Origin of the sequence: Terracoccus luteus, assembly GCF_003635045.1 — a bacterium.
Classification (GTDB): Bacteria; Actinomycetota; Actinomycetes; order Actinomycetales; family Dermatophilaceae; genus Terracoccus; species Terracoccus luteus.
The window spans coordinates 1,317,718-1,343,654 of record NZ_RBXT01000001.1; the positions used below are offsets into that span (position 1 = coordinate 1,317,718).

The following is a 25,937-nucleotide window of genomic DNA, read 5'->3' on the forward strand; positions in this document are numbered from 1 at the left end:
TGCACGGCCAGGCGGGTTCGGTGTCCGGAATCGGGCCGCGGCGGGAAAAAGTGCACGGCCGGGCGCAGACCCTGTCCTTTATCGGGCCGTGGCGGGAGAAAGTGCACGGCCGGGCGAGTTCGGCGTCCGGAATCGGGCCGCGGCGGGAGAAAGCGCACGGCCGGGCGCGGCACGGATGCCGGGTGGCCCGGCCCGCGCGTCAGTCGCGGTGCGTCCGGCCGGGCAGCGCCAGCATCCGGTCGAGGGCGGCCCGCGCCTCCGCGGCGACGGTCGGGTCGACCCGGATCGGGTTGACGACCCGGCCCTCGACGAGCGACTCGAGCGCCCACACGAGGTGCGGCAGGTCGATCCGGTTCATCGTCGAGCAGTAGCAGACGTTCTTCTCGAGGAAGGTGATGCGCTGGTTGGGGAACATCGTCCCGAGCCGGCGCACGAGGTTGAGCTCGGTGCCGACGACCCATGACGTGCCGTCGGGAGCGGCCGCGATGGTCTGGATGATCTTCTCCGTCGAGCCCACCTCGTCGGCCAGCTCGACGACCTCGTAGCGGCACTCGGGGTGCACGATGACGCGCACTCCGGGGATCTCGCGGCGGGCCGTCTCGACGGCGTCGACCGTGAACCGGCCGTGCACCGAGCAGTGGCCGCGCCACAGGATCATCCGCGCCCCGGCCAGCTGCTCGGGGGTGAGGCCGCCGTGGGGGCGGTGCGGGTCCCACACGACGCAGTCGTCGAGCGACAGGCCGAGCTCGCGCACCGCGGTGTTGCGCCCGAGGTGCTGGTCGGGCAGGAAGAGCACCTTGCCGTCTCCGTCGACCCCACCGACCTGCTCGAAGGCCCACTCGAGCGCGGTCTGCGCGTTCGAGCTCGTGCAGATGGTGCCGCCGTGCCGCCCGGTGAAGGCCTTGATGGCCGCCGAGCTGTTCATGTACGTCACCGGCAGCGTGCGGTCGGCGACGCCGGCCTCGGCGAGCTGCTCCCAGCAGTCCTCGACCTGGGCGATCGCGGCCATGTCGGCCATCGAGCACCCGGCGGCGAGGTCGGGCAGGATCACGGTCTGCTCGTCGCTCGTGAGGATGTCGGCCGACTCGGCCATGAAGTGCACGCCGCAGAAGACGATGTGCGGGGCGTCGGGCCGGGCCGCCGCGTCGCGGGCGAGCTTGAACGAGTCGCCGGTGACGTCGGCGAACTCGATGACCTCGTCGCGCTGGTAGTGGTGCCCGAGCACGAACACGGAGTCGCCGAGCGCCGCCTTGGCCGCCCGCGCGCGCGCCACGAGGTCGGGGTCCGACGCCGCCGGCAGGTCGCCCGGGCACTCGACACCCCGCTCGGTGTGCAGGTCGGTGCCCTGCCCGAGCACGAGCAGGGGCAGAGGGGCAGGAGCCGAGCCGGGAGCCGTCGCCGTCGTCGTCATACGTGAATCGTAGAGCGCCCGGATCCCGGGAATGAACGCGCGCACCACGGCCTTGTCCTGCAGGTACCTGAACGATCAACTACCTGAGGAGCACCTCGATGACGTCCGCCTTCGAGCCCGTCCGCATCGGCGCCTGGGACCTGCCGCAGCGCTTCGTCATGGCGCCGCTGACCCGCAACCGCGCGGGCGCCGGCATGGCCCCCACCGAGCTCAACGCCGAGTACTACGCCCAGCGCGCCGGCGCCGGTCTCATCATCACCGAGGGCACGCAGCCCAGCGCCGTCGGCCAGGGCTACCTCGACACCCCCGGCATCCACTCCGACGAGCAGGTCGCCGGCTGGCGCCTCGTCGCCGACGCGGTGCACGCGAAGGGCGGGCGCGTCGTCGTCCAGCTCATGCACGCCGGCCGCATCGCCCACCCCGAGAACAAGGACGGCCTCGAGACCGTCGCCCCGAGCGCCTTCGCGGCCCCGGGCCAGATCGTCACCGCCACCGGCCAGCAGGACTACCCGACACCTCGTGCCCTCGAGACCGACGAGATCCCGGGCCTCGTGCAGGAGTTCGTCCACGCCGCCCGCCAGGCGGTCGCGGCCGGTCTCGACGGTGTCGAGGTGCACGCGGCCAACGGCTACCTGCCCCACCAGTTCCTCGCCCCGACGAGCAACCAGCGCACGGACGAGTACGGCGGCTCGCCCGAGAACCGGGCCCGCCTGACGGTCGAGATCACCCGCGCGGTGGCCGAGGCCATCGGCGCCGAGCGCGTCGGCATCCGCATCAGCCCGGCGCACAACATCCAGGGCGTGCTCGAGCAGGACGAGGCCGACGTGGCCGCCACGTACGAGTCCGTCGTCGAGGGCATCGCGCCGCTCGGCCTGGCCTACCTCAGCATCCTCGGTGACCCCGAGTCCGACCTCGTGCGCGACCTGCGCAAGCGCTTCGACGGCCCCGTCATCCTCAACACCGGCTTCTCGTCGGTCACGGGCCTCGCCGACGTCCAGGACATCCTCGAGCGCGACCTCGCCGACGTCGTGGCCGTGGGGCGCGAGTTCCTCGCCAACCCCGACCTCGTGCGCCGGTGGCGTGAAGGCGCCGAGCTCAACACCCCCGACGACGCCACCTTCTACGGCGGCGGGGCGAAGGGCTACACCGACTACCCGACGCTCGGCTGACCCGGCCGAACCCCGACGGATGCCGGCCACCCGCCCGGGTGGGCGGCATCCGCGCGTCGGGGGTTGCGCCCGGGGAGGGTCAGGGGTGCCTCACGGGCGGCGCGCCGAGTGCGTCCGGGGCGGCGGTGACCTCGCGGCGTCGACGTCACGCCTCGGGTGCGAGGATGCCGCGGTGCACGTGCTCATCGCCCCCGACCGCTACGACGGCGCCCTGAGCGCCCCCGAGGTGGGGGCCGCCCTCGCGGCCGGGTGGGGGCGGGCGGCCCCGCACGACGTGCTCGCCACCGTGCCGCTGTCCGACGGCGGCCCGGGTCTGCTCGACGCCCTCGCCGCGACCCTCGACGGCACCCTCCATGCCGTCGTCACGACCGACCCCCTCGGGCGCGAGGTTCCCGCGAGCGTGCTCGTGACGGAGCCCGGTGGACCGACGAAGGGGCCGGACGCCGGTCGACGCACCGCCTACGTCGAGGCCGCCCAGGCCTGCGGCCTGCACCTGCTCGGTGAGGCCGAGCGCGACCCGGGGGTGGCGAGCAGCCACGGTGTCGGACCCCTCGTCGAGGCCGCGCTCGAGCTCGGCGTGTCGCGGCTCGTCGTGGGCGTCGGGGGAGCGGCGACCAACGACGCCGGCGCCGGGCTCCTGGCCGCGCTCGGGGTCGGCACCGCGGCGCGGCTCGCCCGCGGGGGCTCGGACCTCGTGTCGGTCACCGAGGCCGACCTCGACGGCCTCGACGCCGCCCGCGAGCGCCTGCGGGGGGTCGACCTCGTCGTGGCGACCGACGTCGACGCCCCCCTGCTCGGGCTCAAGGGCACGAGCGCCGTGCACGCCGAGCGCCGGGGCGCCACGCCGGAGCAGGCGCAGTCGCTCGAGAACGCGCTCGGCCACTTCGCCGCCGTCGTCGCCCGGGTGCGACCGCCCGCCCGCGACCTGCTGAGCGGCACGCTGCTGCGCCCCGAGCGGGAGCCGGGGGCCGGGGCCGGCGGCGGGCTCGCCTTCGCGCTCCGGCTGCTCGGCGGTCGCCTCGTGCCGGGCGTCGACGTCGTCGCCGAGGCCGTCGGGCTCGAGCGGTACCTCGCCGCCGCCGACCTCGCCGTCACCGGCCTGGCCCGCTTCGACTGGGAGTCGCTGCGCGGCACCGTCTGCGTCGGGGTGGCCGCGGCCGCCTCCCGTCACGGCGTGCCCGCGGTCGTCGTGGCCGGGGAGGCCCTCGTCGGCCGCCGCGAGGCGATGGCCGCCGGCCTCTCGGGCGTCTACGCCGTCGCCGAGCGTCCGGCCGAGGTGCAGGCGAGCCGGGCCGACCCCGCCGGGGCGCTGTCCCGACGGGTCGAGCGGGTGGCCCGCACGTGGTCGCCCCCGCCCCGCTGACACGCTCGCCCGCGGCCGGGGGCCGTGCACCCGCGCGGTCCGACGGCATCCGACCCTCCGACCCTCCGACCGGCGGGCGCACCCGTGCTCGGACGCACGTCGGCGGGTGACACCACGCCGCCCTGCGGACGACCGTTCGGGACCGTCGGTGGCGCGGCGTATCGTGGTGCGAACCGGGAACACAACCGGTGACCCGCTGGTTGTCCGCTGTGACAGCACCACCAGCCGTCCACGACGTGAAGGACCACCACATGACTGTCGAGACCAACGCCACCGCGACCGACACCGTCACCACCGACGCCCCCGCGCACGGTGTCCTGCTCACCGACCTCGCCGCGGGCAAGGTCAAGAGCCTGCTCGAGCAGGAGGGTCGTGACGACCTGCGCCTGCGCGTCGGCGTCCAGCCCGGCGGCTGCTCGGGCCTGATCTACCAGCTCTACTTCGACGAGCGTTCGCTCGACGGTGACCTCGTGCGCGACTTCGACGGGGTCGAGGTCGTCGTCGACCGCATGAGCTCGCCCTACCTCGAGGGCGCGACGATCGACTTCTCCGACACCATCGAGAAGCAGGGCTTCACCATCGACAACCCCAACGCGGGCAGCAGCTGCGCCTGCGGCGACTCCTTCAGCTGAGCCGCCCCGCACCTCACGGAGGGGCCCGACCGGATGCCGGTCGGGCCCCTCCGTGCGTCCCGGCCGCAACCGGCGCCAGGGCCGCACGCTAGGTTGAGTGGTGTGCAGATCGCCATCGCGGGTTCCATCGCCACCGACCACCTGATGACCTTCGACGGTCTGTTCCGCGACTCGCTCGTCGTCGAGCAGCTCGACAAGATCTCGCTGTCGTTCCTGGCCGGTGACCTGCAGGTGAGGCGTGGGGGAGTGGCGGCCAACATCGCCTTCGGCATGGCCGCCCTCGGGCAGCGTCCCGTGCTCGTCGGGGCAGTGGGCGACGACTTCGCCGACTACCGCTCGTGGCTCGAGCGGCACGGCGTCGACTGCGGCGCCGTGCACTACTCCGAGTCGCGGCACACGGCCCGGTTCATCTGCACGACGGACCGCGACATGGCCCAGATCGCGACCTTCTACGCCGGAGCCATGACCGAGGCCCGCGACATCGAGCTGGCCCCGGTGGCCGCGCGCCTGGGCGGGCTGGACCTCGTCCTCGTCGGGGCCGACGACCCGGTGGCGATGACGCGTCACACGCAGGAGTGCCGCACCCGTGGCATCCCCTTCATCGCCGACCCGTCGCAGCAGCTCGCCTTCGCCGACGGGCCCACCATCCGGGGCCTCGTCGACGGCGCCGACTACCTCTTCACCAACGAGTACGAGGCGCACCTCACCGAGCAGAAGACCGGGTGGGACCACGCCGAGATCCTCCAGCGGGTCGGCACCCGGGTCATCACCCGGGGCGCCGACGGCGTGACCATCCACCGCCGGGGCGGCGAGGGGGAGGGCGAGCAGGTGGTGACGGTGCCGGTCGCACGCGAGGTGCGCCGCGCCGACCCGACGGGCGTCGGCGACGCGTTCCGCGCCGGCTTCCTCACCGGGCTGTCGGCCGGTCTCGACACGCGCCGGTGCGCCGAGCTGGGCTCGATGCTCGCCACCTACGTCATCGAGACGGTCGGCACGCAGGAGTACGTGCTGGGCAAGGCGCGGTTTCTCGAGCGCCTCACCGAGGCCTACGGCCCCGGCTCGGCCGCCGACATCGAGCCGCACATCACCTGCGCCCGTCCCTGACGCCGGGTCGCACTGCGGGTCGGACGGGTAGGACGGGCAAGGACGAGGGACGGGAGGCGCACGGTGCCCACTGCTCCGGACCCGACCCCCTGGGACTTCGCGCTCGAGCGGGTCCCCGACGGTGAGGACCTCATCGGCATCGGGGCGGACCTGACCGTCGAGACCCTCTACGAGGCCTACTCGACGGGGATCTTCCCGATGGGCATCGGGGAGCACGGGGCCGAGCCGATGGGCTGGTGGTGCCCGGACCCGCGCGGGGTGCTCCGACTCGGTGAGCTGCGCGTCAGCCGATCGCTGCGCCAGTCGGCGCGCCGGGTGCGCACGAGCGTCGACACCGCCTTCTCCGACGTCATCCGCGCCTGCGCCGACCCCGGCCGCGAGGGACGCTGGATCACGCCGACGATGATCCGGGCCTACGAGTCGCTGCACGACGCCGGCTGGGCCCACTCCGTCGAGGTGTGGGACGACGACCGGCTGGTGGGCGGGCTCTACGGCGTGGCCATCGGAGGTCTCTTCGCGGGGGAGTCGATGTTCCACGAGCAGCGGGACGCCTCGAAGGTGGCCCTGCTGGCGCTCCACGAGCTGCTCGCCGCCGACGGCGACGCCCGCCGCATCGTCGACGTCCAGTGGCGGACCGACCACCTGGCGACCCTCGGGGTCACCGAGGTGCCGCGGCGCGACTACCTCCGCCTGCTCGACGAGGCGCTCCGGGCGCCGCTGCCTCGCCCCTGGGCCTGAGCCGGGCTCGTCCTGTCGGTTCGCATCCGGTCACGGATGCCGGGTGGCCGGCCCGCGTGAGAGGCGCACCTCGTGCGCCTGGCCGCCGCCGGGCTCCGCCCGGGTGCCGACGAAGGTGTGCCCCCTCATGCGGCACCACGCCGGCACGTCGTGCGCCGCGGCGGGGTCGGTCGCGAGCACGACCACGGTCGTGAGCTCGGGACGGTCGCGCACGAGGGCGGCGAGTCGGATCACCGGCAGCGGGCAGCGCAGCCCGCGCGCGTCAAGGACCGCAGCTGCCGGTTCAGGTTCAGGTCGAGGGTCAGGGTTGAAGCGGTGGGTCGACGCGGTCGTACCCTCCACCTCATGGTCCGGTCCGGTGCCGGCGTCGGCCCGGGTGTCACGGCCGGAGACGGGCCGGTCGTCGCTCACAGCCCGGTCACCCCCGCCTCCAGCCGGACCGCGGCGACGACCTGCGGGAGCGCCTCGCAGAACGCCGTGACGTCGGCCTCGCGCTCCGGCCCGACCGAGCGCAGCGGCAGGGTCAGGCGCAGGTTGCCGTGGGTGAGCGCGCCCATGGCGGCGAGCACGTGGCTCGGCTCGAGGGTGCTCGACGTGCAGGCCGACCCGCTGGCGACCGCGATGCCGCGACGGTCGAGGGCGTGCACGAGCGCCTCCCCGTCGACGTAGAGGCTCGAGAGGGTGACGACGTGGGGGAGACGGTCGTCGGGGTCGCCGACGACCTCGGTGTCCGGCACCGTGGCTGCCGCTCGCCGCACCCGGTCGACGAGGGCGTGCGCCGCCGCTGCGTCGGCCTCCCGGTCGGACGCGGTCTGCTGCCACGCCTCGGCGGCGGCGAGGGCCAGCGGGACCCACGGGGACACATCGGTGCGTCCGTGCTCCACGTCGGCGCGGGCGTGGCGCCACTGCCACCTGGTGCCCTCGCGCACGACGAGCACTCCGAGCGGGGGTCCACCCCACGAGCGGGCGTCGCCGACGAGCACGTCCCAGTCGGTCGGGGCCGGGTCGCGCCCGAGGCCGGCCATGGCGTCCACGACGAGCGGGACCCCGTGACGCCGACAGACTTCGTGCGCCGCGGCGAGGGGCTGCCGCGTGCCGACCTCGCCGTTGGCGCTCTGGAGCGCGGCGACGACCGTGCCCGGCGCGGCCACCTCGGCCCCCCACGCGTCGAGCTCGACCCGCCCCAGACGGTCGACGGGCACGAGACCCAGCCCACCGGCATCCTGCGCTTCTCGTGCGCGGGCGTCGACGAGGACGGCCGAGTGCTCCACCGCTGAGGCCACCGTGCGCGAGCCATGGCGACGACGGGCCCAGAGGACGCCCTCGACCGCCCGCGCCAGGGCGGTCGGCCCGCTCGGCAGGAGACTCACCTCTGACGGTCGCGCCCCGAGACCGGCCGCCAGCACATCCCGGGTGCGGTCGAGCAGGGCACGCGCCCGACGGCCCTCGGTGTGCAGCCGGGCAGGGTCGGCCCACCCCGCGTCGACGGCGGCCGCGAGCGTCTGGCGGGCCACCGGGTGCAGGGGCCCGTCGGCCGCGTCGAGCAGGCGGCGCCCGGGTACAGGGTTCGTGCCCGGATCGTGACTGACCACGGCGACACGGTAGCCGCCCCCTGGGGGCGACGCCCGATGTGGGGCGGTAGTGTTCAGGGGTGGGCACACGGGTGCCCATGGACGACCGCGCCGCCCGACCGCCACGACTTCTGGCGGTCCGGCGCACAGATGACGTGACAACGTTCCGGGCTCTCGACGAGTGCCCGCGGGCGCGACGAAAGGGTGCACCTGGTGCCTGAGCACGACGACACCGCAGCGGCCTCGCCGACGGCGGGCCGGCCTCGGCGGACGGTGGGGCGGCGCGTCCTGCGCGCCGGCGGTCTGCTCACCGTCACGGCGCTGGCCCTCGCGGGCTGCAACACCAAGGCGAGCAACGGCTACCTGCCCGACACCGTGAGCGACAGCGGCGAGCGGGTCACCGACCTCTGGATCGGCAGCTGGGTGGCCGTGCTGGCCGTCGGCGCCATCACGTGGGGCCTCATGCTCTACGCCGCCATCCGCTTCCGCCGCCGCAAGGGTGACGACACCCTGCCGGTGCAGCTGCGCTACAACGTGCCCGTCGAGATGCTCTACACGATCATCCCGGTGTTCATGGTCGCCGTGTTCTTCTACTACACGGCCCGTGACGAGGCCGCCCTCACCGACACGAGCAAGAAGCCGGACGTCACCATCAGCGTTGTCGGCAAGCAGTGGAGCTGGGACTTCAACTACATCGACAGCAACGTCCACGAGAGCGGCGTCCACGTCGACCCGGCCGACCCCGACGCCCGCGCGAAGATGCCGACCCTCTACCTGCCGGTCAACAAGCGCGTCGAGTTCGTGCTCAACGCCCGCGACGTCATCCACAGCTTCTGGGTGCCGGCGTTCATGACGAAGCTCGACATGCTGCCGGGCAAGACGAACAAGCTGCAGATCGTGCCCACCCAGACCGGCACCTTCCAGGGCAAGTGCGCCGAGCTGTGCGGTGCCTACCACTCGCAGATGCTCTTCATGGTCAAGGTCGTCCCGCAGAACGAGTACGACCAGCAGATGGCCCGCCTCGCCGAGATCGGCAACACCGGCCTCATCCCCGTCGACGCCAGCCGTGAGCAGATGGTGCCCGCCGACGCCGACAAGATCCCAGCACCCGCCCGAACGGGGACCGACCAGTGACGACCGCAACCGCCAACCGCCAGGCCGACGTCAAGACCGGCGCCGCGTCCGTCCCACGGGCCCGTCGCATCCCCAAGGGGGCGACGTTCGTCAAGTGGGTGACGACGACCGACCACAAGGTCATCGGCAACCTGTACTTCATCACCTCGTTCGTCTGGTTCCTTCTCGGCGGCATCCTCGCCCTGCTCATCCGGGCCGAGCTGTTCGCCCCGGGCCTGCAGGTCGTCGACAACCCGGACCAGTACAACCAGCTGTTCACGATGCACGGCACGATCATGCTGCTGCTGTTCGCGACGCCGCTCTTCGCGGCGTTCACCAACGCGATCATGCCGCTGCAGATCGGCGCGCCCGACGTGGCCTTCCCGCGCCTGAACATGTTCGCGTACTGGCTCTACCTCTTCGGCGGCATCATCGCCGCCGCCGGGTTCGTCACCCCGAACGGCGCCGCCGCCTTCGGCTGGTTCGCCTACGCGCCGCTCTCCGACGTCAGCTACAGCCCTGGCGTCGGCGGTGACCTCTGGGTCTTCGGCCTCGCCCTGAGCGGCTTCGGCACCATCCTCGGCGCCGTCAACTTCATCACGACGATCGTGTGCATGCGCGCCCCGGGCATGACGATGTTCCGCATGCCGCTGTTCACGTGGACGGCCCTGATCACCTCGATCCTCGCGATCATGGTCTTCCCCGTGCTGGCGGCCGCGCTCTTCGCGCTCGGCGGCGACCGGCGGTTCGGCATGCACATCTTCGACGCCGAGAACGGCGGTGCCATGCTCTGGCAGCACCTGTTCTGGTTCTTCGGCCACCCCGAGGTGTACATCATCGCGCTGCCGTTCTTCGGCATCATCAGCGAGGTCCTCCCGGTCTTCTCGCGCAAGCCGATCTTCGGCTACAAGACCCTCGTCTTCGCCACCATCGCCATCGCGGCGCTGTCGGCCAGCGTGTGGGCGCACCACATGTACGTGACAGGGCAGGTGCTCCTGCCGTTCTTCGCGGTCATGACGATGCTCATCGCGGTGCCGACCGGCGTGAAGTTCTTCAACTGGATCGGCACGATGTGGGGCGGCAAGGTCGTCATGGCCACGCCGATGCTGTGGTCGATGGGCTTCCTCGCCACCTTCCTCTTCGGCGGTCTGACCGGCATCATCCTGTCCAGCCCCGCACTCGACTTCCACCTCTCCGACAGCTACTTCATCGTCGCGCACTTCCACTACACGGTCTTCGGCACCGTCGTGTTCGCGATGTTCGCCGGCTTCTACTTCTGGTGGCCGAAGTTCACCGGGCGCATGCTCGACGAGACGCTGGGCAAGATCCACTTCTGGATGCTCTTCATCGGCTTCCACATGACCTTCCTCATCCAGCACTGGCTCGGCGTCGAGGGCATGACCCGCCGGTACGCCGACTACCTGCCGGAGGAGGGCTTCCAGGCCGCGAACATGGTCTCGAGCGTCGGGGCGTTCCTGCTCGGCGCGTCGATGATCCCGTTCATGTACAACGTCTGGAAGACGTGGAGGCACGCGCCGCTCGTCGAGACCGACGACCCGTGGGGCTACGGCGCCTCGCTCGAGTGGGCCACCTCGTGCCCGCCCCCGCGCCACAACTTCACCTCGATCCCGCGCATCCGCTCCGAGCGCCCCGCGTTCGACCTGCACCACCCCGAGGCGGCCCCCGGTGGCGCCCCCGTGCCCGACCAGAGCACGCTCGTGCAGGTCATGGGCCAGGCGGACGTCGGTGACCGTGAGGCCCGTCGTGCGGGCACGAAGGAGAACTGACCCGTGAAGGTCGAGACCAAGCTCTTCATCTACCTGTTCATCTTCTTCATCCCGGTCACCCTCGTGTACGGGTTCTGGACGAAGTTCACCGAGCCCATCGGCCTGACGGCGCTGATCCTCACGGCCGGCCTGTTCGTGCTCACCGGCTTCTACTTCTACATGACGGGCAAGAACCTCCCGCTGCGCCCGGAGGACAACCTCACCGGTGAGATCGAGGAGGGCGAGGGCAACTACGGCTACTTCGTCGCGAGCTCGTGGACGCCGCTGTGGCTCGCCGGTGCCGGCGCGATCATGTTCCTCGGCCTGGCCGTCGGCTGGTGGCTCTTCATCATCGGGGCGTTCCTCGGCGCGGTGGCCGTGGTGCTCTGGGTCTTCGAGTCCTTCTCCGGTGAGTACTCGATCTGACCGGTCGACACACGAGTGACCAGCGGTAGCCTGCGGCGCCGCAGTCACGGTCACGGACGACGAAGGGGGAAGGCCGGCGGCCTTCCCCCTTCGCCATGTCACCCGGCACTCACGGGCCCTCGGGCCTGTGGTGCGATCGTGCTGGAGCGGTCATCGTCGTCCACCTCCGTCCGATCGGATGATGCGGTGGATCGACGGTAGACCCGTCACGGGTGTCGCACAAGGCCCCTGCGCTGCCCCTGCGGTGCCCCTGCGGTGCCCCTGCGGTGCCCGCGCGAGCGTGTGAGGGGCGAGAAGGGTGAGGGCGGGCCTCAGCCCCAGCCGAGCTCGTGCAGGTGGTCGTCGTCGATGCCGAAGTGGTGCGCGACCTCGTGCACGACGGTGACGGCGATCTCCTCGCGCAGCTGCTCGGGGGAGTCGCAGAACCGCTCGAGCGGGCCCTGGAAGATCGTGATGCGGTCGGGCAGGGCCCCGGCGTCCCACCAGCCGTCGCGCTCGGTGAGGGGGATGCCGTCGTAGACGCCGAGCAGGTCGGGGTCGTCCTCCGGGGGCTCCTGCTCGACGAGCACGGCGACGTTGGTCATCGTGCGGGCCAGCTCGTCGGGGATCGAGTCGAGGGCGTCGGCGACGGCGGACTCGAACTCGGCATCGGTGAGGTGCTGCACCCGTCGATCCTCGCACGGCGGGCGACGTGGCCCTCGTGCGCGCCCGGACCCCTGTGGTGGGCTGGTGTCGGCTCCGTCGCCGACCGAGGAGAGCGCTGTGCCCGACCGCCCCGAGATCGTCTGCCTGTGCGGCTCCCTGCGCTTCGCCCGTGAGCTGCGAGCCGTCGCCCGCGACCTGAGCCTCGCCGGCATCATCGTCCTCGCTCCCGCCGAGCTGGGGGAGCCGGCCGGGGGGACCGGGGGGGACGGGGACGCGCCGCCTCCCACGGCCGAGCAGAAGGCCCGTCTCGACGCCTTGCACCGTCACAAGATCGACCTGGCCGACCGGGTCCTCGTCGTTGACCCGGACGGGCACGTCGGGGCCTCCACACGGGCGGAGATCGCCCACGCCGAGACGACCGGGACACCCGTCGACTACACCCATCCGCCGGACCTCGAGGGTCGGCGCAACGGCGCGTAGAGCGCCGGGGTGGCTGTCGTCCCGACGAGCGGACCGGCCGGCACCCTGGGGGCCGGTAGCGGCCCCATCGGCCCCCGACCTGGCGATACTGAGGTGGTGAGCCTCCTCGAGAGCTGGGCCGCCGGCGAGCACACCGCCCCGGTCGACGGCACCGCGACCACCCACCCGACGTACCGCAAGGGCACCGGCCCCGGGGTGGTGCTGATCCACGAGATCCCCGGGCTGACCCCCGCGGTCATCGGCTTCGGTGAGGAGGTGGTGGCAGCCGGTTTCACGGTCGTGATGCCGCACCTCTTCGGCACACCCGAGCGTCCGGCGACCGTGGTGCACGTGGCGCAGACGATGCGGCAGGTGTGCGTCAGCGCCGAGTTCACCAAGCTGCGCACCGGAGTGACGTCCCCCGTCGCGACCTGGCTGCGCAGCCTCGCCCGTGGGCTGCACTCCGAGCTCGGCGGGCCGGGCGTGGGCGCCCTCGGCATGTGCTTCACCGGCGGCTTCGCCCTGGCCATGATGGTCGACGACTCCGTCGCGGCCCCGGTGCTCGCGCAGCCCTCCGTGCCCTTCCCGATCGGTCGCCGCCGAGCCGCCGACCTGAACCTCTCCTCGGACGACCTCGAGGTCGTGCGCCGCCGTGCCGCTGGCGGCTGTCAGGTGCTCGGCCTGCGCTACGCCGAGGACGCCGCGGTCGGTCGGCGCTTCGAGACCCTGACCCGTGAGCTGGGCGACGACTTCGTCCGGGTCGAGTTCCCCGGGCGGCAGCACTCGACACTCACCGAGCACCGTCAGCAGGAGGCCGTCGACCGGGTGCTCGCGTTCTTCGACGAGAGGCTGCACGCCTGACGGTAGCGGTCCGGCCCCGCAGGGGACGGCGCCGCCGCGCCTAGCGCAGCGGCAGGTAGACGGCCAGCGTGGCCGCCGTGCCGACGAGCAGACCGACCAGCACCTGCGGGGTCGAGTGCCGCCCCGCGCGCACACGGGCCCAGCCGACGAGCAGCACCGCCAGGGCGGTGAGGGCGATGACCACGCCGATCGCCACGGTCGTGGCCACCGCGGCCGAGCGGCTTGCGTCGGCCCCGAGCTCGACGGCGACGGTCGACCCGGCACCGGCGGCCACGGCGGCGTGGAAGGACGCCTTGCTCACGGTCACGGTGACGACGGTCATGACGGCGAGGCCCGCCAGCATGCCGCAGAGGTAGGCGACGACCGGGCGCGGGGCTCCGGTGGCCGACAGCAGGACGAGCCCGACGACGAGCGACCCCGCGGCCACGAGCAGGGGCTGCCGGCGGTGCTCGCGGACGAGCAGGTGAGGGTCGGTGACGACGCCGCGCCGCAGCATGAGCGACAGCGCCACCCACGGCAGCCCGACGCAGAACAGCACGGCCAGGGCGCCCCACGCGAGTCCCACCGGCAGGGAGCCCGACGCCCGCACCGAGACGAACGCGGTGCTGACGGTGACGACGACCGCCGGATCGGCGACCCGTGACACCGTGTCGGCCACCCGGGAGGGCGACGCGGCCCGGAGCCGGGCGACGTCAGGGTGCTCATCGGCATCCGGGGGGGTGACGCCGGGGGAGGGCGCAGGGACGTCCGCCCCAGACCGGGCTCTGGGCCCCGCGCCCGGCCCCGGCTTCCCGTCGGGTCGAGGGACGGGTGCCGCGTCGGTACGTCCGTCGGTACGGCGAAGGCCGGCCCACCGCGTGGTGGACCGGCCTTCGCCATGCTGCTCGCTCAGCTCAGAGCTGCTTGTCGGCCTTGATCGTCTCGCGACGACCGGCACCGGACTCGATCTCCTGCTCCTCGCCGACACCGTGGATCTCCTCCAGCGGACCGGCGGGCTCGTCGTGGTCGTGCTCGTGGTGAGCCGCCTCGAGCTCGGCCGGCGTGGCCGGGGCCACCCGGTCGCTGTAGTAGAAGTGCGACAGCTTGGACCGGACGCGCTCGATGCGGGCGGCGGGCTGGGCCACGCCGTTCTCGTCGACCGTCGAGGTGAGCTCGAGGGGCTCGGGCGCCTCGTGCTGCACGAGGTCCCAGCGCTCGAACGCCGAGAGCGGGGCGTGCACCTCCTCGAAGCGGCCGTCGGGGTAGCGCCAGATGGTGCCCGTCTCGCGGCCGTGCAGCACCTTCTGCTTGTCGGCGCGCTGCAGGCTGAGGCAGATGCGCTTCGTGATCCAGAAGGCGATGGGCGGCCCGATGAAGAACAGCGTCTGGAACAGGCGCGTCAGGTCGTTGATCGACAGGTGCAGCTTGATCGCCATGAGGTCGTTGCCCGAGGCGAAGAGCAGGACCGCGTAGGCGGTGATTCCGGCGACGCCGATCGCGGTGCGGGTCGGCGCGTTGCGCGGGCGGTCGAGCAGGTGGTGCTCCCGCTTGTCCTTCGTCACGAAGTTCTCGACGAAGGGGTAGGCGCCGATGATGCCCCACATGAGCGGCAGCAGCACGATCGAACCCGGGAAGATGTTCATGCTCCAGGTGAAGCCGAACGTCTCGAACTCGAGCCAGCCCGGAAGCAGACGCAGGGCGCCGTCGGCGAAGCCCATGTACCAGTCGGGCTGCGAGCCCGCGGTGATGGGGGACGGGTCGTAGGGCCCGTACGCCCAGATCGGGTTGATCGTCACGACGGCCGAGATGAGCGCGATGACGCCGAAGACGATGAAGAAGAAGCCACCGGCCTTGGCCATGTACACCGGCATGAGCGGGTAGCCCACGACGTTGTTGTTCGTGCGGCCCGGGCCGGGGTACTGCGTGTGCTTGTGCACGGCGACGAGCACGATGTGCGCGGTGAAGAGAGCGACGAGCAGGGCCGGCAGCAGCAGGACGTGCACCGAGTACAGGCGCGGGATGATCGCCTCGCCCGGGAACGCGCCACCGAAGATGAAGTACGAGACGTACGTGCCGACCACGGGGATCGACTGGACGAACCCGTTCATGGCGCGGATACCGGTGCCCGACAGCAGGTCGTCGGGGAGCGAGTAGCCGGCGAAGCCCTCGATGCAGGCGAGCATCGACAGCAGCGTGCCGAAGACCCAGTTGATCTCGCGCGGCTTGCGGAAGGCGCCGGTGAAGAACACGCGGGCCATGTGCACGAAGACCGAGACGACGAAGATCAGCGCGCCCCAGTGGTGGATCTGACGGATCAGGAGGCCACCGCGGATGTCGAACGAGATGTTGAGCGAGCTGCGGTACGCGTCGGAGACCGTGACGCCCTGCAGGGGGACGTACGAGCCGTCGTAGACGACCGGGGTCACGCTCGGCACGTACCAGAACGTGAGGAACACGCCGGTCAGCAGGCAGATGATCATCGAGTACATCGCGATCTCGCCGAGCATGAACGACCAGTGGTCGGGAAAGACCTTCTTCAGCAGGTACGAGACGGCCTTGGCCCCGCCGGTGCGGTCGTCGACCCAGCCGGCGATGCCGGGGAGGGGGCGTTGCTCCGCCCGACGGTCCTCGACCTCACGGTCGCCGGCACGAAGGGCGTCGGCCGGTCTGGCCTCGTTGATCGTGCTCATCGCTTACGCTCCCAGAAACTCGGTCCGACGGGCTCGTGGAACCCCTCGGGGGCGACGAGGTAGCCCGCGTCGTCGACTTGGATCTTGAGCTGCGGCAGGGGCCGCCTGGCCGGGCCGAAGATGACCTTGCAGTCCTCGGTCAGGTCGAAGGTCGACTGGTGGCAGGGGCAGAGCAGGTGGTGCGTGCCCTGCTCGTACAGCCCTACGGCGCAGCCGACGTGCGTGCAGATCTTCGAGTAGGCGACGACGCCGTCGACGCCCCAGTCGCGCGCCTTGGCGACCTTGATGTCGTTCGGGTCGAGGCGGATGAGGATGACCGCCGCCTTGGCCTTGGCCTCGAGGACCCCGTGGTTCTCGTCGATGTACTTCTGGAGGGTCTCGGGCATCACGTGGAAGACCGAGCCGTTGGTGACCTCGTCGAGCTTGATCGGGGTCATCTCCGGGTCACGCATGAGCCGGATCGGCTTGCCGTCGTTGTTCTCGAGGTCCCAGATCGTGTGCTTGAGCTCTTCGGGCCCGTCGACGGGGCCGAGCGAGCCGGCGATCTGCAGCACGAACGGGAGGGCGAACAGGCCCATCGCGCCGCCGAGCGAGTAGAGGATGAGCGGGCGACGACCGAGCTGGGCGTTCGTGCCGCCGTCGAGCACCGTCGTGACGGCGGCCGAGCGGGCACGGTCGTCGGAGCGCTGCGGGTGGCGCTCCTCGACGATCTCCTCGTCGGACATCAGCGTCTTGGCCCAGTGGACCGCGCCGATGCCGATGAAGAAGAGGGCGAAGCCGAGCGAGAGGCCGAGCACGACGTTCTGGGTCTTGGCCAGCCCGACGCCGGGCAGGTAGAACGTCGCCTCGTCACGGATGGCGAAGTAGCCCACGAGGAAGACGAGCGTCGCGAGCATCGAGAGGCCGAAGAGCGTGGCCACCTGCTTCTCGGCGCGCTTCGCCGCGGCGGGGTCGTCGTCGGCGGCGCGGTGCACGTGCGCCGGCAGGCCCGGGTTCTCGAACCGGTCGGGCAGGGCGCCGTCGTGGCGGGCCAGGTCGGTGCCCGGCGTGCCGGGGTTGCCGTCCGAGACGGCACCCGACTGCGAGGTGTCGATGTCGGTCATGCTGCCTTCTTTCCGAGCCACACGGCGCACGCGATGAGGATGCCGAGGAGGAAGACCCAGGCGAAGAGTCCCTCGGCGACGGGGCCGAGGTTGCCGAGCGTCATGCCGCCGACGTTGGTCTGGTTGTCGACCGCCTTGAGGTACGAGATGAGGTCCTGCTTCGACTCGGGGCTGATGTTCGTGTCGCTGAACACCGGCATGGACTGCGGGCCGGTGACCATGGCCTCGTAGATGTGCGTGGGGGTCGTCTCGTTGAGCGACGGCGCGTACTTGCCGCGCGTCAGGGCGCCACCGGCGCCGGCGAAGTTGTGGCACATGGCGCAGTTGACGCGGAAGATCTCGCCGCCGCGGGCGATGCGCTCGTCGTTCTCGCCACCGGGCTGGAGCACGGTCGTGTACTCGTCGTCGGGGATGCCCGGGCCGGGGGCGAGGGAGGCGACGTAGGAGGCGAGGGCGGCGATCTGCTCCTCGTCGAACTTCACCTTGTTCCGCTGGGCCTGGACGGCCGGGGCGGGCAGCGGCATGCGGCCGGTGCCGACCTGGAAGTCGACCGACGCGGCACCGACACCGGCGAGCGACGGGCCGGAGGCCCCGCCCTGGGCGTTGACGCCGTGGCAGCTCGCGCAGTTGGACAGGAACAGGTCCTTGCCCTGGGCCACCGAGTCGGCGGTCACCGTGACGGCCTGGGCGTCCTTGGGCGCGAGGAACGAGTACGCGCCCCCGGTGACGAGGAGGCCGAGCAGGATGAGCACCGCGATCGCAGCTGGGTGTCGGCGGCGGGCGGCCAAGGCTTTCACGGTGTCGTCCTGTCGGTCGGCATGGTCTCGGAGAGGTCGTTCAGGTGGTGCGGGTACCGCTGGTGCTGCTGGTCGGCCGCTCGCACGCAGCCCGTGGGTGCTGGCGTCACTTGAGGATGTAGATGGTCGCGAAGAGCGCGATCCACACGACGTCGACGAAGTGCCAGTAGTAGGAGGTGACGACGGCACCGGTGGCGTTGGCGTGCGTGTAGCGGCGCGTCGTGAAGGTGCGGGCGATGATGAGCAGGAAGGCGATGAGGCCACCCGTCACGTGCAGGCCGTGCAGGCCGGTCGCCATGTAGAAGATCGAGCCGTAGGCGTCGGAGCTGAGCGTCACGTTCTCGTGCACGAGCTCGGCGTACTCGAGCACCTGGCCGGCGATGAAGAAGGCGCCGAAGAGGTAGGTGAGCACGTACCACTCGCGCATGCCCCAGCCCTTGAGGTTGAGCAGGCCGCCGGTGCGGGCCTTCTGGCCGCGCTCGGCCTTCCAGACACCGAGCTGGCACCACACGGAGGAGATGACGAGCACCGTCGCGTTGATGGCGGCGAAGGTGACGTTGAGCTTGGCCGTCTGCTCGCCCCAGAGGTCGACGCGCACCGAGCGCAACTGGAAGTAGATGGCGAAGACGCCGGCGAAGAACATCAGCTCGCTCGAGAGCCAGACGATGGTGCCGACGGCGACCATGTTGGGTCGCGTGGCGGGCCCGTGAGAGGTCGCGTTCGCTACTGCGGCGGGGGGAACTGCGGATGCTGTCGACACGTTGCCCATTATTCCCACACCCGGGTGCTGCGGCGCGACCGACCCCCCGTCGGATCGTGCCGTGTAGAGGTCTCGTGACCGTTCCGTGACGTCGGGGGGTCTCCCGCGTGACGCGGCTCACTCACGACACGCCGTAGTAGGCCTGTCGAGGGGGGTCCGAGGATGCCGGGTGGCGGGCTCCCGCTCCTACCTCGGGACCCGCGACGCCCGTCACGGGCCGCCCGATAGCATCAGGCGCATGAGCGACGCGAACGCCGGTGCAGTGACGGCCCACGACCCGACGGTCGACCCCACGGTGGCCACGACGTCGGCCCCGACGGCATCCGGCGGCCCGGGTGCGCGCCCCCTGCACAAGGTGACGGTGCTGCTCTACAGCGACGACGTCACGACGCGCGACGCGGTGCGGGCAGCGGCCGGTCGTCGGCCGGCGAAGGACGTCGAGGTCGTGCGGTGGCACGAGTGCGCGACGGCCGACGCCGTCGTGGCCGCGGTCGACAAGGGCGGCTTCGACCTGCTCGTGCTCGACGGCGAGGCGGCGAAGGTCGGCGGCCTCGGGCTCGCGAAGCAGCTGAAGAACGAGATCTTCGACTGCCCGGCGATCATCGTGCTCACCGGACGCCCCCAGGACAGCTGGCTCGCCGCGTGGTCGCAGGCGGACCTCGCCGTGTCGCACCCCATCGACCCCGTGGCCCTCACCTCGGCGGTGGCCACGCTGGCGCGCGCGGCCGTCCCCGCGGCCTGAGCCGTGGCCGGACCGACCCCGCAGACCCCACGGCCCGTGCCGTCGTCGGGCCCGTCGTCGACCGACGCCGTCGCGAGCCCGACCGCGACCACGTCAGTGACGACAGCCCAGGCCCCGGCGGCCGAGGCGTCGTGGCCGGTCGTCCTCAGCGAGCTGCTGGCCGGTCGTGACCTCGACGCCGACGCCGCGGGCTGGGCCATGGACCGCATCATGGCCGGCGAGGCGTCGCCCGCCCAGGTGGCCGGCTTCCTCGTCGCGCTGCGCGCCAAGGGCGAGAGCGTCGAGGAGATGCAGGGCCTGGCCGACCGCATGCTCGCGCACGCGCGCCGCATCGAGGTGGCCGGGCCGAGCCTCGACATCGTCGGCACCGGTGGCGACCGCGCCCACACCGTCAACATCTCGACGATGGCCTCGATGGTCGTGGCGGCGACCGGCATCCGGGTCGTCAAGCACGGCAACCGGGCGGCCTCGTCGTCGTCGGGCTCGGCCGACGTGCTCGAGGCGCTCGGGGTCGACCTGTCGCTGACCCCGGAGCGGGTGGTCGAGGTGGTGGGGGAGGCGGGCATCACGTTCTGCTTCGCGCAGACCTTCCACCCCTCGTTCCGGCACACGGCGGTGCCCCGGCGCGACCTCGGCATCGGCACGGCCTTCAACTTCCTCGGGCCGCTGACCAACCCGGCCCAGCCCACCTACGCGGCCGTGGGCTGCGCCGACGCCCGCATGGCGCCCCTCATCGCCGGTGTCTTCGCCCGCCGCGGCCGCGACGCGGCCGTCTTCCGGGGCGACGACGGGCTCGACGAGGTGACCGTCTCGACGACGACGAGCGTGTGGTGGGTGCGCGACGGCTCGGTGTCGGCGCACACCCTCGACCCCGAGCGCCTCGGCCTCGTGCTGCACCCCGTCTCGGACCTGCGTGGCGGCGACGCGGCGCACAACGCGGGCGTGGTGCGGTCGGTCTTCGAGGGCGAGCGGGGCACCGTGCGCGACGCCGTCGTGCTCAACGCCGGCATCGCCCTCGCCCTGACGCGCGCCGACTCCGGCACCGGCACCGACGAGCTGCACCGTGACGTCCGCGCCGGCATGACCGACGCCGAGGAGGCCGTCGACTCGGGGGCGGCGCTGCGGCTCGTCGACCGCTGGGTCGGGGCCACCCGCGCTGCCGGCTGACCCCCGCTGACGGCGACCCGTCGGGGCGAGCGGGTCAGTCGCCTTCGAGGCCGAGGCTGAAGGCCGCCTCGAGGTCGTGCGAGGAGTAGGTGCGGAAGGCGATGTGCGTCGACGTGCCGACGATGCCCTCGACCTTGTTGAGCTGGTCGGCGATGACGTCGGCGAACTCCTCGTGGGCGCGCACGCGCACCATGGCGATGAGGTCGGTGTCGCCGGTGACCGAGTACACCTCCGACACCGCCGGGATGTCGGCGACGGCCTCCGCGACCTCGGGGATGCGGTCGACCTCGCAGTTGATCATGACGATGGCGGTGATCACGCGGTCACCCTATCGAGTGGGGCCGGTCAGCCGGCCCGGCGCCACCCGGGTCGACGCCCGCCACCGTCTCCGGCGCCCACGGCGGGAGCGTCGCGGTCGAAGCCGACGACCTCACGGGCCGCCGCCACCGCGGGTTCGAGCTCGTGCCGCACCGAGCCGGCGCCGCCGACCGGGCAGGTCCACGACCCGTCCAGCTCGACGATGCGGACCCCGGGCGCCTCGAGCCAGCGCAGCAGGATCTCGGTCTCCTCGACGAGGGCCGCGGGCCGCTCGGGGGTGCCGGGCGGCACGACCTCGGCGGTGGCCTGCAGGGTGCGCACGAAGACCATGGGGTCGGCGCCGCGCGGGGAGACGGCGGTGCCGGCGAGCCGGCCGTGGCGCACGCTGACGAGCTCCCACCCGCCCTCGGGCCGCGGTCGGGCCGCGACCACCTCGGCGGAGCGGACGAGCGGGGCGACGCGCTGGGCCCGGGCGGCGCCGCGCACGAGCTGCACGAAGCGGTCACGGACGCGGGCGGCGTCCTCGAAGCGCTCCTGCGAGGCGAGCTCGTCGAGGCGGGCGCGCAGCCGGTCGGCGTCGGCGCGGCCGTTGCCGCTGAAGAGGGCGGCACACCGGTCGACGACGAGGGCGTACTCGCTCTGCGTCTGGGCCCCCGTGCACGGCGCGCCGCAGCGGCCGAGGTCCGCGAGGGCGCAGGCGCTGCCCGAGCCGGTGAGGCTGAGCGTCTTCGTGCACTGCCGCAGCGGCACGACCTCGTGCACGGCGTCGATGGCGGCCTGGGCCGTGGCGCGCGAACGGAACGGCCCGATGTGGTGTGCCCCGTCGTCGCGGACGTGCTTGACGATGGACAGGCGCGGGAAGCGCTCACGGGTCAGCTTGACCCAGACGGTGCGGCGCCCGTCCTTGCTGCGCCGGTTGAACCGCGGCTGGTGCTCGTCGATGAGGCGCAGCTCGCGCACCTGCGCCTCGAGCGGGGTCTGGCACACGATCGGCTCGACGACGTGGGCGAGACGCACCATGTCGGCCATGCGGGAGCGCTGCTCGGAGGCGGTGAAGTACGTGCGCACCCGGGTGCGGATGTCGCGGCTCGTCCCGACGTAGAGGACCCGCCGGGTGGCGTCGCGGAAGAGGTAGACGCCCGGGGCGTGCGGCAGCGGCTCGGCGAGCACGCGCTTGCGGCGCTGCTCGGGCGTCACGCGCGAGGTGTAGCTCGTCAGCTCCTCGAGGGTGTGCACGCCGAGGTTGCCGACCCGCTCGATGAGGCCGTGCAGGACGTCGACGGTGGCGCGGGCGTCGTGCAGGGCCCGGTGGTCGGGGGTCGTGTGCGCGCTGAAGACGTGGGCGAGCGAGCCGAGCTTGTGGTTGGGCGACTCGTCGCGGGTGACGAGGTGGCGGGCGAGGTGCAGCGTGTCGAGGACGCGGAAGCGCGGCCACGTGCCCCCGACCCGGGCGGTCGCCGCCTTGAGGAAGCCGATGTCGAAGCCGGCGTTGTGGGCGACGAGCACCGACCCGGCGGCGAACTCGAGGAAGGCGGGCACCGCGCCCTCGATGCGCGGGGCGTCGGCGACCATCGCGTCGGTGATGCCGGTCAGCACCGAGATGAAGGCCGGGATCGGCTCGGCGGGGTTGACGAGGGTCTGGAACTCGCCGAGCACGACACCACCGCGCACCTTGACGGCGCCGATCTCGGTGATGCCGCAGTGCTCGGGGCTGCCACCGGTGGTCTCGAGGTCCACGACGACGAACGTGACGTCGGCCAACGAGGTGCCGAGGTCGTCGAACGTCGCCTGGATCGCCTGCATGTCCCCGACCGTAGGGGCCCCCGCCGACAACGCCCGTCAGGCACGTCGGTCCGTCGGGCGTGACCTCCCTCTCGGACCGTGCGACGGGTGGGTCTAGCATCCGGCCCGCGACAGGGCGAGGTCGCGCGAGCCCGCCCCGAGGGCCATGGCCACGCACGCGACCGAGCCGACGAGCTGGTCGTCGGCACCGGCATCCGCCCGCTTGTTCGCCACGGTCGTCGCGGTGCGCGGCGAGATCGCCCCGACGTCGCGGCGCAGCTGCGTCGAGCGCCCGTCGACGGTGACGCCGAGCACCCCGCCGGCGCGCCAGCACGCCACGACGTGGCTGCGACCGTCGTCGAGCCGACCGCCCGCGCTGTCGCGCACGAGCACGCTGCCCGAGCGCCCCTCGAACCGGCACGCGGCCCGGGTGCCCCCGCTCGTCGGACGCAGGGTGAGCTTCCACTGGCCGCCGCTCGAGGCGAACCCCTTCTGCACGACGTTGGGCGAGTACCCCTGCCCGCGAGGCACGCTCGCGGTCGTCATGGTCACGGCGACGGCGAAGTCGGCCGTGCCGGGGCTGAGGCGGCCACCGTCGTCGGAGACGCCGAGGCTGGGGGTTGCCGCGCCGAACGCCACCGCGCCCGCGAGCTGGGTCCAGCGGCCCTGCAGGCCCAGGGTGAGTCCGCTCGTGCCGTCGCGGACCACCCCGCCCGACGAGTCCATCGACCACGTCACGAGCGGGGTCGCCGTCGCCGTCGTCGTCGTCGTCGTCGTCGCCGTCGTCGCCGTCGTCGTCGTCGTCGCCGTCGTCGCCGTCGTCGTCGTCGCGGATGCCGTCGTGGCCGGGCCGGCGGTCGCCGGCCCGTCGAGCGGGGCGGCCTCGGCCCTGGCGCCCGGCGCGAGCAGGCAGAGGGCGAGGGCCGCTGCGGCGGCGACGGCACCCGTCGCGGTGGGGGCCGGACGGACGGTGGGGCGGGGGAGCGGGCGCACGGGTGCCTCCTAGCAGGTCTGGCGGCAGGCGGGGCGGCAGGTGGGTCACCGCGTCGCGCCATTGTCGTGCAGCGCGGCCCGGGCCACCACCGTTCGGGACCGTTGTCGGTGGCCGCGTCTAGCGTCGTCGACACCGAACCAGCAGCACCGCACCAGCCCGATGCCAGCCCGGTGCCGGTCCTCGGTCCGGGCGGCCGGCCGAGACCGGTGCAGACCACACGGACCACAGAACACAGACCGACAGAGAGAGGTGAGCCTGATGATGATCGTCGACTGCCAGACCTGCCCCGTGCGCGACGTCCACTGCGCCGACTGCGTGGTGACGGCGTTCGCCGCGTTGCCGCACCACGCTGCCGACCGTGCCCCTGTCGCGGTCCCGGTCCCTCGGGTGCGCCGTCCCCTGACCGCCGCCGGCCCGGCCGAGACCCTCTCGGCGGCCCCCGTCGGTGGGGTGCCCGAGCGGTCCGCGGTGCCGGACGAGGCCGACACGGTGCCCCTCGACCGCGCCGAGCGGCGTGCCCTCGCCGTGCTCATCGGTGCCGGGCTGGTCGACCACGAGACGGCCGACCACGCCCGGGCCGAGCTCACCCCTCGCACCGGCCACCCCCGTCACACCGGTCACGGCGCCCCCTCGGGCCACGGGGTGCGCCGGGCCATGTGACGGCGCGGGTGGCACCGGGCTCCCGTGCCACGATGTCGCCATGCCGGACGCCCGCCCTGTCTCCCGCTGGTGGAGGGGGCGAGCCCGACCACCCCGACCACCCCGACCATGGCGCGCGCCGCGAGCGGGTCGGCGAGGCGCGGGCCGCCGTTCCGGTCGGAGCTGGCTCGAGGTCGTCGTCACCGCGGTCGTCACCACGGTGGTCGGTGCCGGACTCGTCCTCGGGTCGGCCGCGTGCGAGGGCCCGACGGTCGGTGCGCCGGCTGCACCGGGAGCCGCGGTCGCGTCGAGCACGACCGTCACGACAGTCACGACCGGCACGGGCACGACGGCTGCCACGTCGGGCCCGCCCACCTCGGGCCCACCCACCGCGAGCCTCACCCCCGTCCCCGACCCCGCCGATGGGGGCGACGGCGCCTCCGACCTCGTCCGCGACCTGGCGGCGGGGGTGCAGGCCACGGTCGTCGGCACCGTGCCCGCGGCGACGGCGCCGTGGCTCGCGCTCCTGCAGCCGGGCGCGGTCCGTCGGCGCGCCGAGGTGGTCGTCGACCGGATGCGCTCCATGGGGGTCGGCGACTTGTCGCTGCGGTCGGTCGTGCCCGTCCCGACTGCGGCCGGCACGACCGGTGTCGACCACGACACCAGCACGGTCCGAGCCTCCTTCACGTACCGCTTCACCGGCATCGACGTCGCCGACCGGACCTTCACCCTCGACCTGACGGTCAGGCGTCCGGCGACGCCGTCACCGAGCGCCACGACCGGCGTCTCCGGCCCGGGTCAGGCTCCCGGGACCACCGTGACCACCGTGACCGCCCACGCCCGGTCGTCGGGCGAGGTGGTCGGGTGGTCGCCCTCCGACCGTCCGCAGCCCTGGGACCTCGACGGCGTCGTCGCCACCCGCACGGGCGGCTCGCTCGTCGTCGCACCCGCGGGTCCGACGCTCACCGACCTCGCCGGCCGCGTCGCGCCGGCCCTTGGGGCGGTGTCCTCGGTGTGGCGGGACTCGGCCCCGGCGGTCGTCGTGCTCCCCGCGCGCGACGGGGACGCGGCCCGGCTGCTCGGCCGCGGCGGTCTCGAGACGTCGGCCGACGCGCAGGGTGGGCCCTTGCGCGACGTCGCCGCCGTGACGGACGGGCCCTCCAACCCGGGGGTCGGCGCCGGTGCCGACCGGGTCGTCGTCGTGCCGTCGGTCTGGGCGGGCCTGACCTCGGCCGGGCGCGACGTCGTGCTCACCCACGAGCTGACCCACGTCGTCGTGCGCCGCACGACCACGGCCTCCGTGCCGCTGTGGCTGTCCGAGGGCTTCGCCGAGCTCGTCGCCTACCGTCGAGCGGGGCTGCCCGACCGGGTCGGGGTGACGCCGGCCCTGACGGGCGACGATGGTGGCCGCGTCACCGCCCTTCCGGCCGACCGCGACTTCGACCCGTCGTCGGGCGACCTCCCGAAGGCCTACGCCCGGTCCCTCGCGGTCGTGCGAGCCGCGGCGGCCGGACCCCGCGGCCTCGACGGCGTCGTGCGCCTGTACCGCGCCGTCGCCGGCGGCCACGACCTCGACGCCGCCCTTGTGAGCGAGCTGTCGACGACGCCCGAACAGCTGGTGACCGACGCCGACGCCCGTCTGCGCGCGCTCGCGGGACCGGCCGACCCGGCATCCACCCCCTCGCGCTGACGCGGCAGCACGGAGCCG

General features: G+C 72.9%; 26 protein-coding genes. 14 read left to right on the forward strand and 12 right to left on the reverse strand.

The annotated features are described in order from the left end of the window. Nucleotides 1-199: 199 nt before the first annotated feature. Entirely contained in the window at nt 200-1,411 is a 1,212-nt protein-coding gene (gene nadA / locus DFJ68_RS06015; RefSeq protein WP_121031863.1) for a quinolinate synthase NadA, read from the reverse strand. 98 nt (nt 1,412-1,509) lie between these two features. Between nadA and DFJ68_RS06020 the strand changes: the two genes are divergently transcribed. The 5 genes from DFJ68_RS06020 (at nt 1,510) to aat (ending at nt 6,417) form a co-directional block, all read left to right on the forward strand. Then, nucleotides 1,510-2,580: an alkene reductase gene (locus DFJ68_RS06020; RefSeq protein WP_121031865.1), complete on the forward strand. Its 1,071-nt coding sequence runs from the start codon at nt 1,510-1,512 to the stop codon at nt 2,578-2,580. 85 nt (nt 2,581-2,665) lie between these two features. Next, nucleotides 2,666-3,943, forward strand: coding sequence for a glycerate kinase family protein (locus DFJ68_RS06025; protein ID WP_338067407.1), 1,278 nt, complete (start codon nt 2,666-2,668; stop codon nt 3,941-3,943). Between the two features lie 251 nt (nt 3,944-4,194). After that, nucleotides 4,195-4,575 carry a HesB/IscA family protein gene (locus DFJ68_RS06030; protein ID WP_121035132.1) on the forward strand — a complete coding sequence of 127 codons (381 nt, stop codon included), beginning with the start codon at nt 4,195-4,197 and terminating at the stop codon, nt 4,573-4,575. 102 nt (nt 4,576-4,677) lie between these two features. Continuing rightward, nucleotides 4,678-5,679 carry a carbohydrate kinase family protein gene (locus DFJ68_RS06035; RefSeq protein ID WP_121031867.1) on the forward strand — a complete coding sequence of 334 codons (1,002 nt, stop codon included), beginning with the start codon at nt 4,678-4,680 and terminating at the stop codon, nt 5,677-5,679. Nucleotides 5,680-5,742: 63 nt separating this feature from the next. After that, on the forward strand, nt 5,743-6,417 hold the full coding sequence (gene aat / locus DFJ68_RS06040; RefSeq protein ID WP_121031869.1) for a leucyl/phenylalanyl-tRNA--protein transferase: 675 nt from the start codon (nt 5,743-5,745) through the stop codon (nt 6,415-6,417). 30 nt (nt 6,418-6,447) lie between these two features. Here the strand turns inward: aat and DFJ68_RS06045 are convergent, their stop codons facing one another. Next, the gene (locus DFJ68_RS06045) at nt 6,448-6,828 is read right to left on the reverse strand and encodes a sulfurtransferase TusA family protein (protein ID WP_338067408.1); all 381 of its coding nucleotides are present in this window, start codon (nt 6,826-6,828) and stop codon (nt 6,448-6,450) included. Beyond that, the gene (locus DFJ68_RS06050; protein WP_245963493.1) at nt 6,825-8,009 is read right to left on the reverse strand and encodes a cysteine desulfurase family protein; all 1,185 of its coding nucleotides are present in this window, start codon (nt 8,007-8,009) and stop codon (nt 6,825-6,827) included. The genes DFJ68_RS06045 and DFJ68_RS06050 overlap by 4 nt, the downstream gene beginning before the upstream one ends. Before the next feature lie 192 nt (nt 8,010-8,201). Here DFJ68_RS06050 and ctaC point away from each other — a divergent pair, with 192 nt between their 5' ends. From ctaC to DFJ68_RS06065, 3 genes are all read left to right on the forward strand, one after another. Then, nucleotides 8,202-9,122, forward strand: coding sequence for an aa3-type cytochrome oxidase subunit II (gene ctaC, locus DFJ68_RS06055; RefSeq protein WP_245963494.1), 921 nt, complete (start codon nt 8,202-8,204; stop codon nt 9,120-9,122). 68 nt (nt 9,123-9,190) lie between these two features. Next, nucleotides 9,191-10,888, forward strand: coding sequence for an aa3-type cytochrome oxidase subunit I (ctaD, locus tag DFJ68_RS06060; RefSeq protein ID WP_245963765.1), 1,698 nt, complete (start codon nt 9,191-9,193; stop codon nt 10,886-10,888). Nucleotides 10,889-10,891: 3 nt separating this feature from the next. After that, nucleotides 10,892-11,293, forward strand: coding sequence for a cytochrome c oxidase subunit 4 (locus DFJ68_RS06065; protein WP_121031875.1), 402 nt, complete (start codon nt 10,892-10,894; stop codon nt 11,291-11,293). Nucleotides 11,294-11,604: 311 nt separating this feature from the next. Here DFJ68_RS06065 and DFJ68_RS06070 read toward each other — a convergent pair whose 3' ends face one another. Then, nucleotides 11,605-11,958: a metallopeptidase family protein gene (locus tag DFJ68_RS06070; RefSeq protein WP_121031877.1), complete on the reverse strand. Its 354-nt coding sequence runs from the start codon at nt 11,956-11,958 to the stop codon at nt 11,605-11,607. Between the two features lie 97 nt (nt 11,959-12,055). On the opposite strand from DFJ68_RS06070, the gene DFJ68_RS06075 reads away from it, so the two are divergent. Continuing rightward, nucleotides 12,056-12,418, forward strand: coding sequence for a hypothetical protein (locus DFJ68_RS06075; protein WP_121031879.1), 363 nt, complete (start codon nt 12,056-12,058; stop codon nt 12,416-12,418). A gap of 96 nt (nt 12,419-12,514) precedes the next feature. Then, nucleotides 12,515-13,258, forward strand: a complete 744-nt coding sequence (locus DFJ68_RS06080; RefSeq protein WP_121035135.1) for a dienelactone hydrolase family protein — start codon at nt 12,515-12,517, stop codon at nt 13,256-13,258. A gap of 40 nt (nt 13,259-13,298) precedes the next feature. Here the strand turns inward: DFJ68_RS06080 and DFJ68_RS06085 are convergent, their stop codons facing one another. The 5 genes from DFJ68_RS06085 to ctaE form a co-directional block, all read right to left on the reverse strand. Further along, the gene (locus tag DFJ68_RS06085; RefSeq protein ID WP_121031881.1) at nt 13,299-13,916 is read right to left on the reverse strand and encodes a phosphatase PAP2 family protein; all 618 of its coding nucleotides are present in this window, start codon (nt 13,914-13,916) and stop codon (nt 13,299-13,301) included. A gap of 235 nt (nt 13,917-14,151) precedes the next feature. Continuing rightward, entirely contained in the window at nt 14,152-15,927 is a 1,776-nt protein-coding gene (gene qcrB, locus DFJ68_RS06090; protein WP_121031883.1) for a cytochrome bc1 complex cytochrome b subunit, read from the reverse strand. Next, nucleotides 15,924-17,030, reverse strand: a complete 1,107-nt coding sequence (gene qcrA, locus DFJ68_RS06095) for a cytochrome bc1 complex Rieske iron-sulfur subunit (protein WP_121031885.1) — start codon at nt 17,028-17,030, stop codon at nt 15,924-15,926. Before qcrA ends, qcrB begins: the two co-directional genes overlap by 4 nt. Next, nucleotides 17,027-17,827, reverse strand: a complete 801-nt coding sequence (qcrC, locus tag DFJ68_RS06100; RefSeq protein ID WP_121031887.1) for a cytochrome bc1 complex diheme cytochrome c subunit — start codon at nt 17,825-17,827, stop codon at nt 17,027-17,029. Before qcrC ends, qcrA begins: the two co-directional genes overlap by 4 nt. A 106-nt stretch (nt 17,828-17,933) precedes the next feature. Beyond that, a complete protein-coding gene (gene ctaE / locus DFJ68_RS06105) occupies nt 17,934-18,596 on the reverse strand; it encodes an aa3-type cytochrome oxidase subunit III (protein ID WP_121031889.1) in 663 nt (220 codons plus the stop codon). Between the two features lie 229 nt (nt 18,597-18,825). Here ctaE and DFJ68_RS06110 point away from each other — a divergent pair, with 229 nt between their 5' ends. After that, nucleotides 18,826-19,329, forward strand: a complete 504-nt coding sequence (locus tag DFJ68_RS06110; RefSeq protein WP_121031891.1) for a response regulator transcription factor — start codon at nt 18,826-18,828, stop codon at nt 19,327-19,329. A gap of 96 nt (nt 19,330-19,425) precedes the next feature. Beyond that, nucleotides 19,426-20,496, forward strand: a complete 1,071-nt coding sequence (gene trpD, locus DFJ68_RS06115; protein ID WP_121035136.1) for an anthranilate phosphoribosyltransferase — start codon at nt 19,426-19,428, stop codon at nt 20,494-20,496. Between the two features lie 34 nt (nt 20,497-20,530). Here the strand turns inward: trpD and DFJ68_RS06120 are convergent, their stop codons facing one another. The 3 genes from DFJ68_RS06120 to DFJ68_RS06130 form a co-directional block, all read right to left on the reverse strand. Then, entirely contained in the window at nt 20,531-20,815 is a 285-nt protein-coding gene (locus DFJ68_RS06120) for an Lrp/AsnC family transcriptional regulator (RefSeq protein ID WP_121031893.1), read from the reverse strand. A 26-nt stretch (nt 20,816-20,841) separates the two neighbouring features. Next, on the reverse strand, nt 20,842-22,617 hold the full coding sequence (locus tag DFJ68_RS06125; RefSeq protein WP_121031895.1) for a DEDD exonuclease domain-containing protein: 1,776 nt from the start codon (nt 22,615-22,617) through the stop codon (nt 20,842-20,844). 93 nt (nt 22,618-22,710) lie between these two features. Further along, complete coding sequence (locus DFJ68_RS06130) at nt 22,711-23,589, reverse strand: hypothetical protein (protein WP_121031897.1); 879 nt, start codon at nt 23,587-23,589, stop codon at nt 22,711-22,713. Between the two features lie 259 nt (nt 23,590-23,848). Between DFJ68_RS06130 and DFJ68_RS06135 the strand changes: the two genes are divergently transcribed. Together DFJ68_RS06135 and DFJ68_RS06140 are read left to right on the forward strand one after the other, a co-directional pair. Continuing rightward, entirely contained in the window at nt 23,849-24,250 is a 402-nt protein-coding gene (locus DFJ68_RS06135; RefSeq protein WP_121031899.1) for a hypothetical protein, read from the forward strand. A 199-nt stretch (nt 24,251-24,449) separates the two neighbouring features. After that, on the forward strand, nt 24,450-25,919 hold the full coding sequence (locus tag DFJ68_RS06140) for a hypothetical protein (RefSeq protein ID WP_121031901.1): 1,470 nt from the start codon (nt 24,450-24,452) through the stop codon (nt 25,917-25,919). The last annotated feature ends 18 nt before the right edge of the window (nt 25,920-25,937 follow it).

What these genes read in the sequence shown, in the direction of transcription:
- nadA (WP_121031863.1), bottom strand. Translation starts at nt 1,411, where the DNA reads ATGACGACGACGGCGACGGCTCCCGGCTCGGCTCCTGCCCCTCTGCCC.
- DFJ68_RS06020 (WP_121031865.1), top strand. Translation starts at nt 1,510, where the DNA reads ATGACGTCCGCCTTCGAGCCCGTCCGCATCGGCGCCTGGGACCTGCCG.
- DFJ68_RS06030 (WP_121035132.1), top strand. Translation starts at nt 4,195, where the DNA reads ATGACTGTCGAGACCAACGCCACCGCGACCGACACCGTCACCACCGAC.
- qcrB (WP_121031883.1), bottom strand. Translation starts at nt 15,927, where the DNA reads ATGAGCACGATCAACGAGGCCAGACCGGCCGACGCCCTTCGTGCCGGC.
- qcrA (WP_121031885.1), bottom strand. Translation starts at nt 17,030, where the DNA reads ATGACCGACATCGACACCTCGCAGTCGGGTGCCGTCTCGGACGGCAAC.
- ctaE (WP_121031889.1), bottom strand. Translation starts at nt 18,596, where the DNA reads ATGGGCAACGTGTCGACAGCATCCGCAGTTCCCCCCGCCGCAGTAGCG.
- DFJ68_RS06110 (WP_121031891.1), top strand. Translation starts at nt 18,826, where the DNA reads ATGAGCGACGCGAACGCCGGTGCAGTGACGGCCCACGACCCGACGGTC.
- DFJ68_RS06125 (WP_121031895.1), bottom strand. Translation starts at nt 22,617, where the DNA reads ATGCAGGCGATCCAGGCGACGTTCGACGACCTCGGCACCTCGTTGGCC.
- DFJ68_RS06135 (WP_121031899.1), top strand. Translation starts at nt 23,849, where the DNA reads ATGATGATCGTCGACTGCCAGACCTGCCCCGTGCGCGACGTCCACTGC.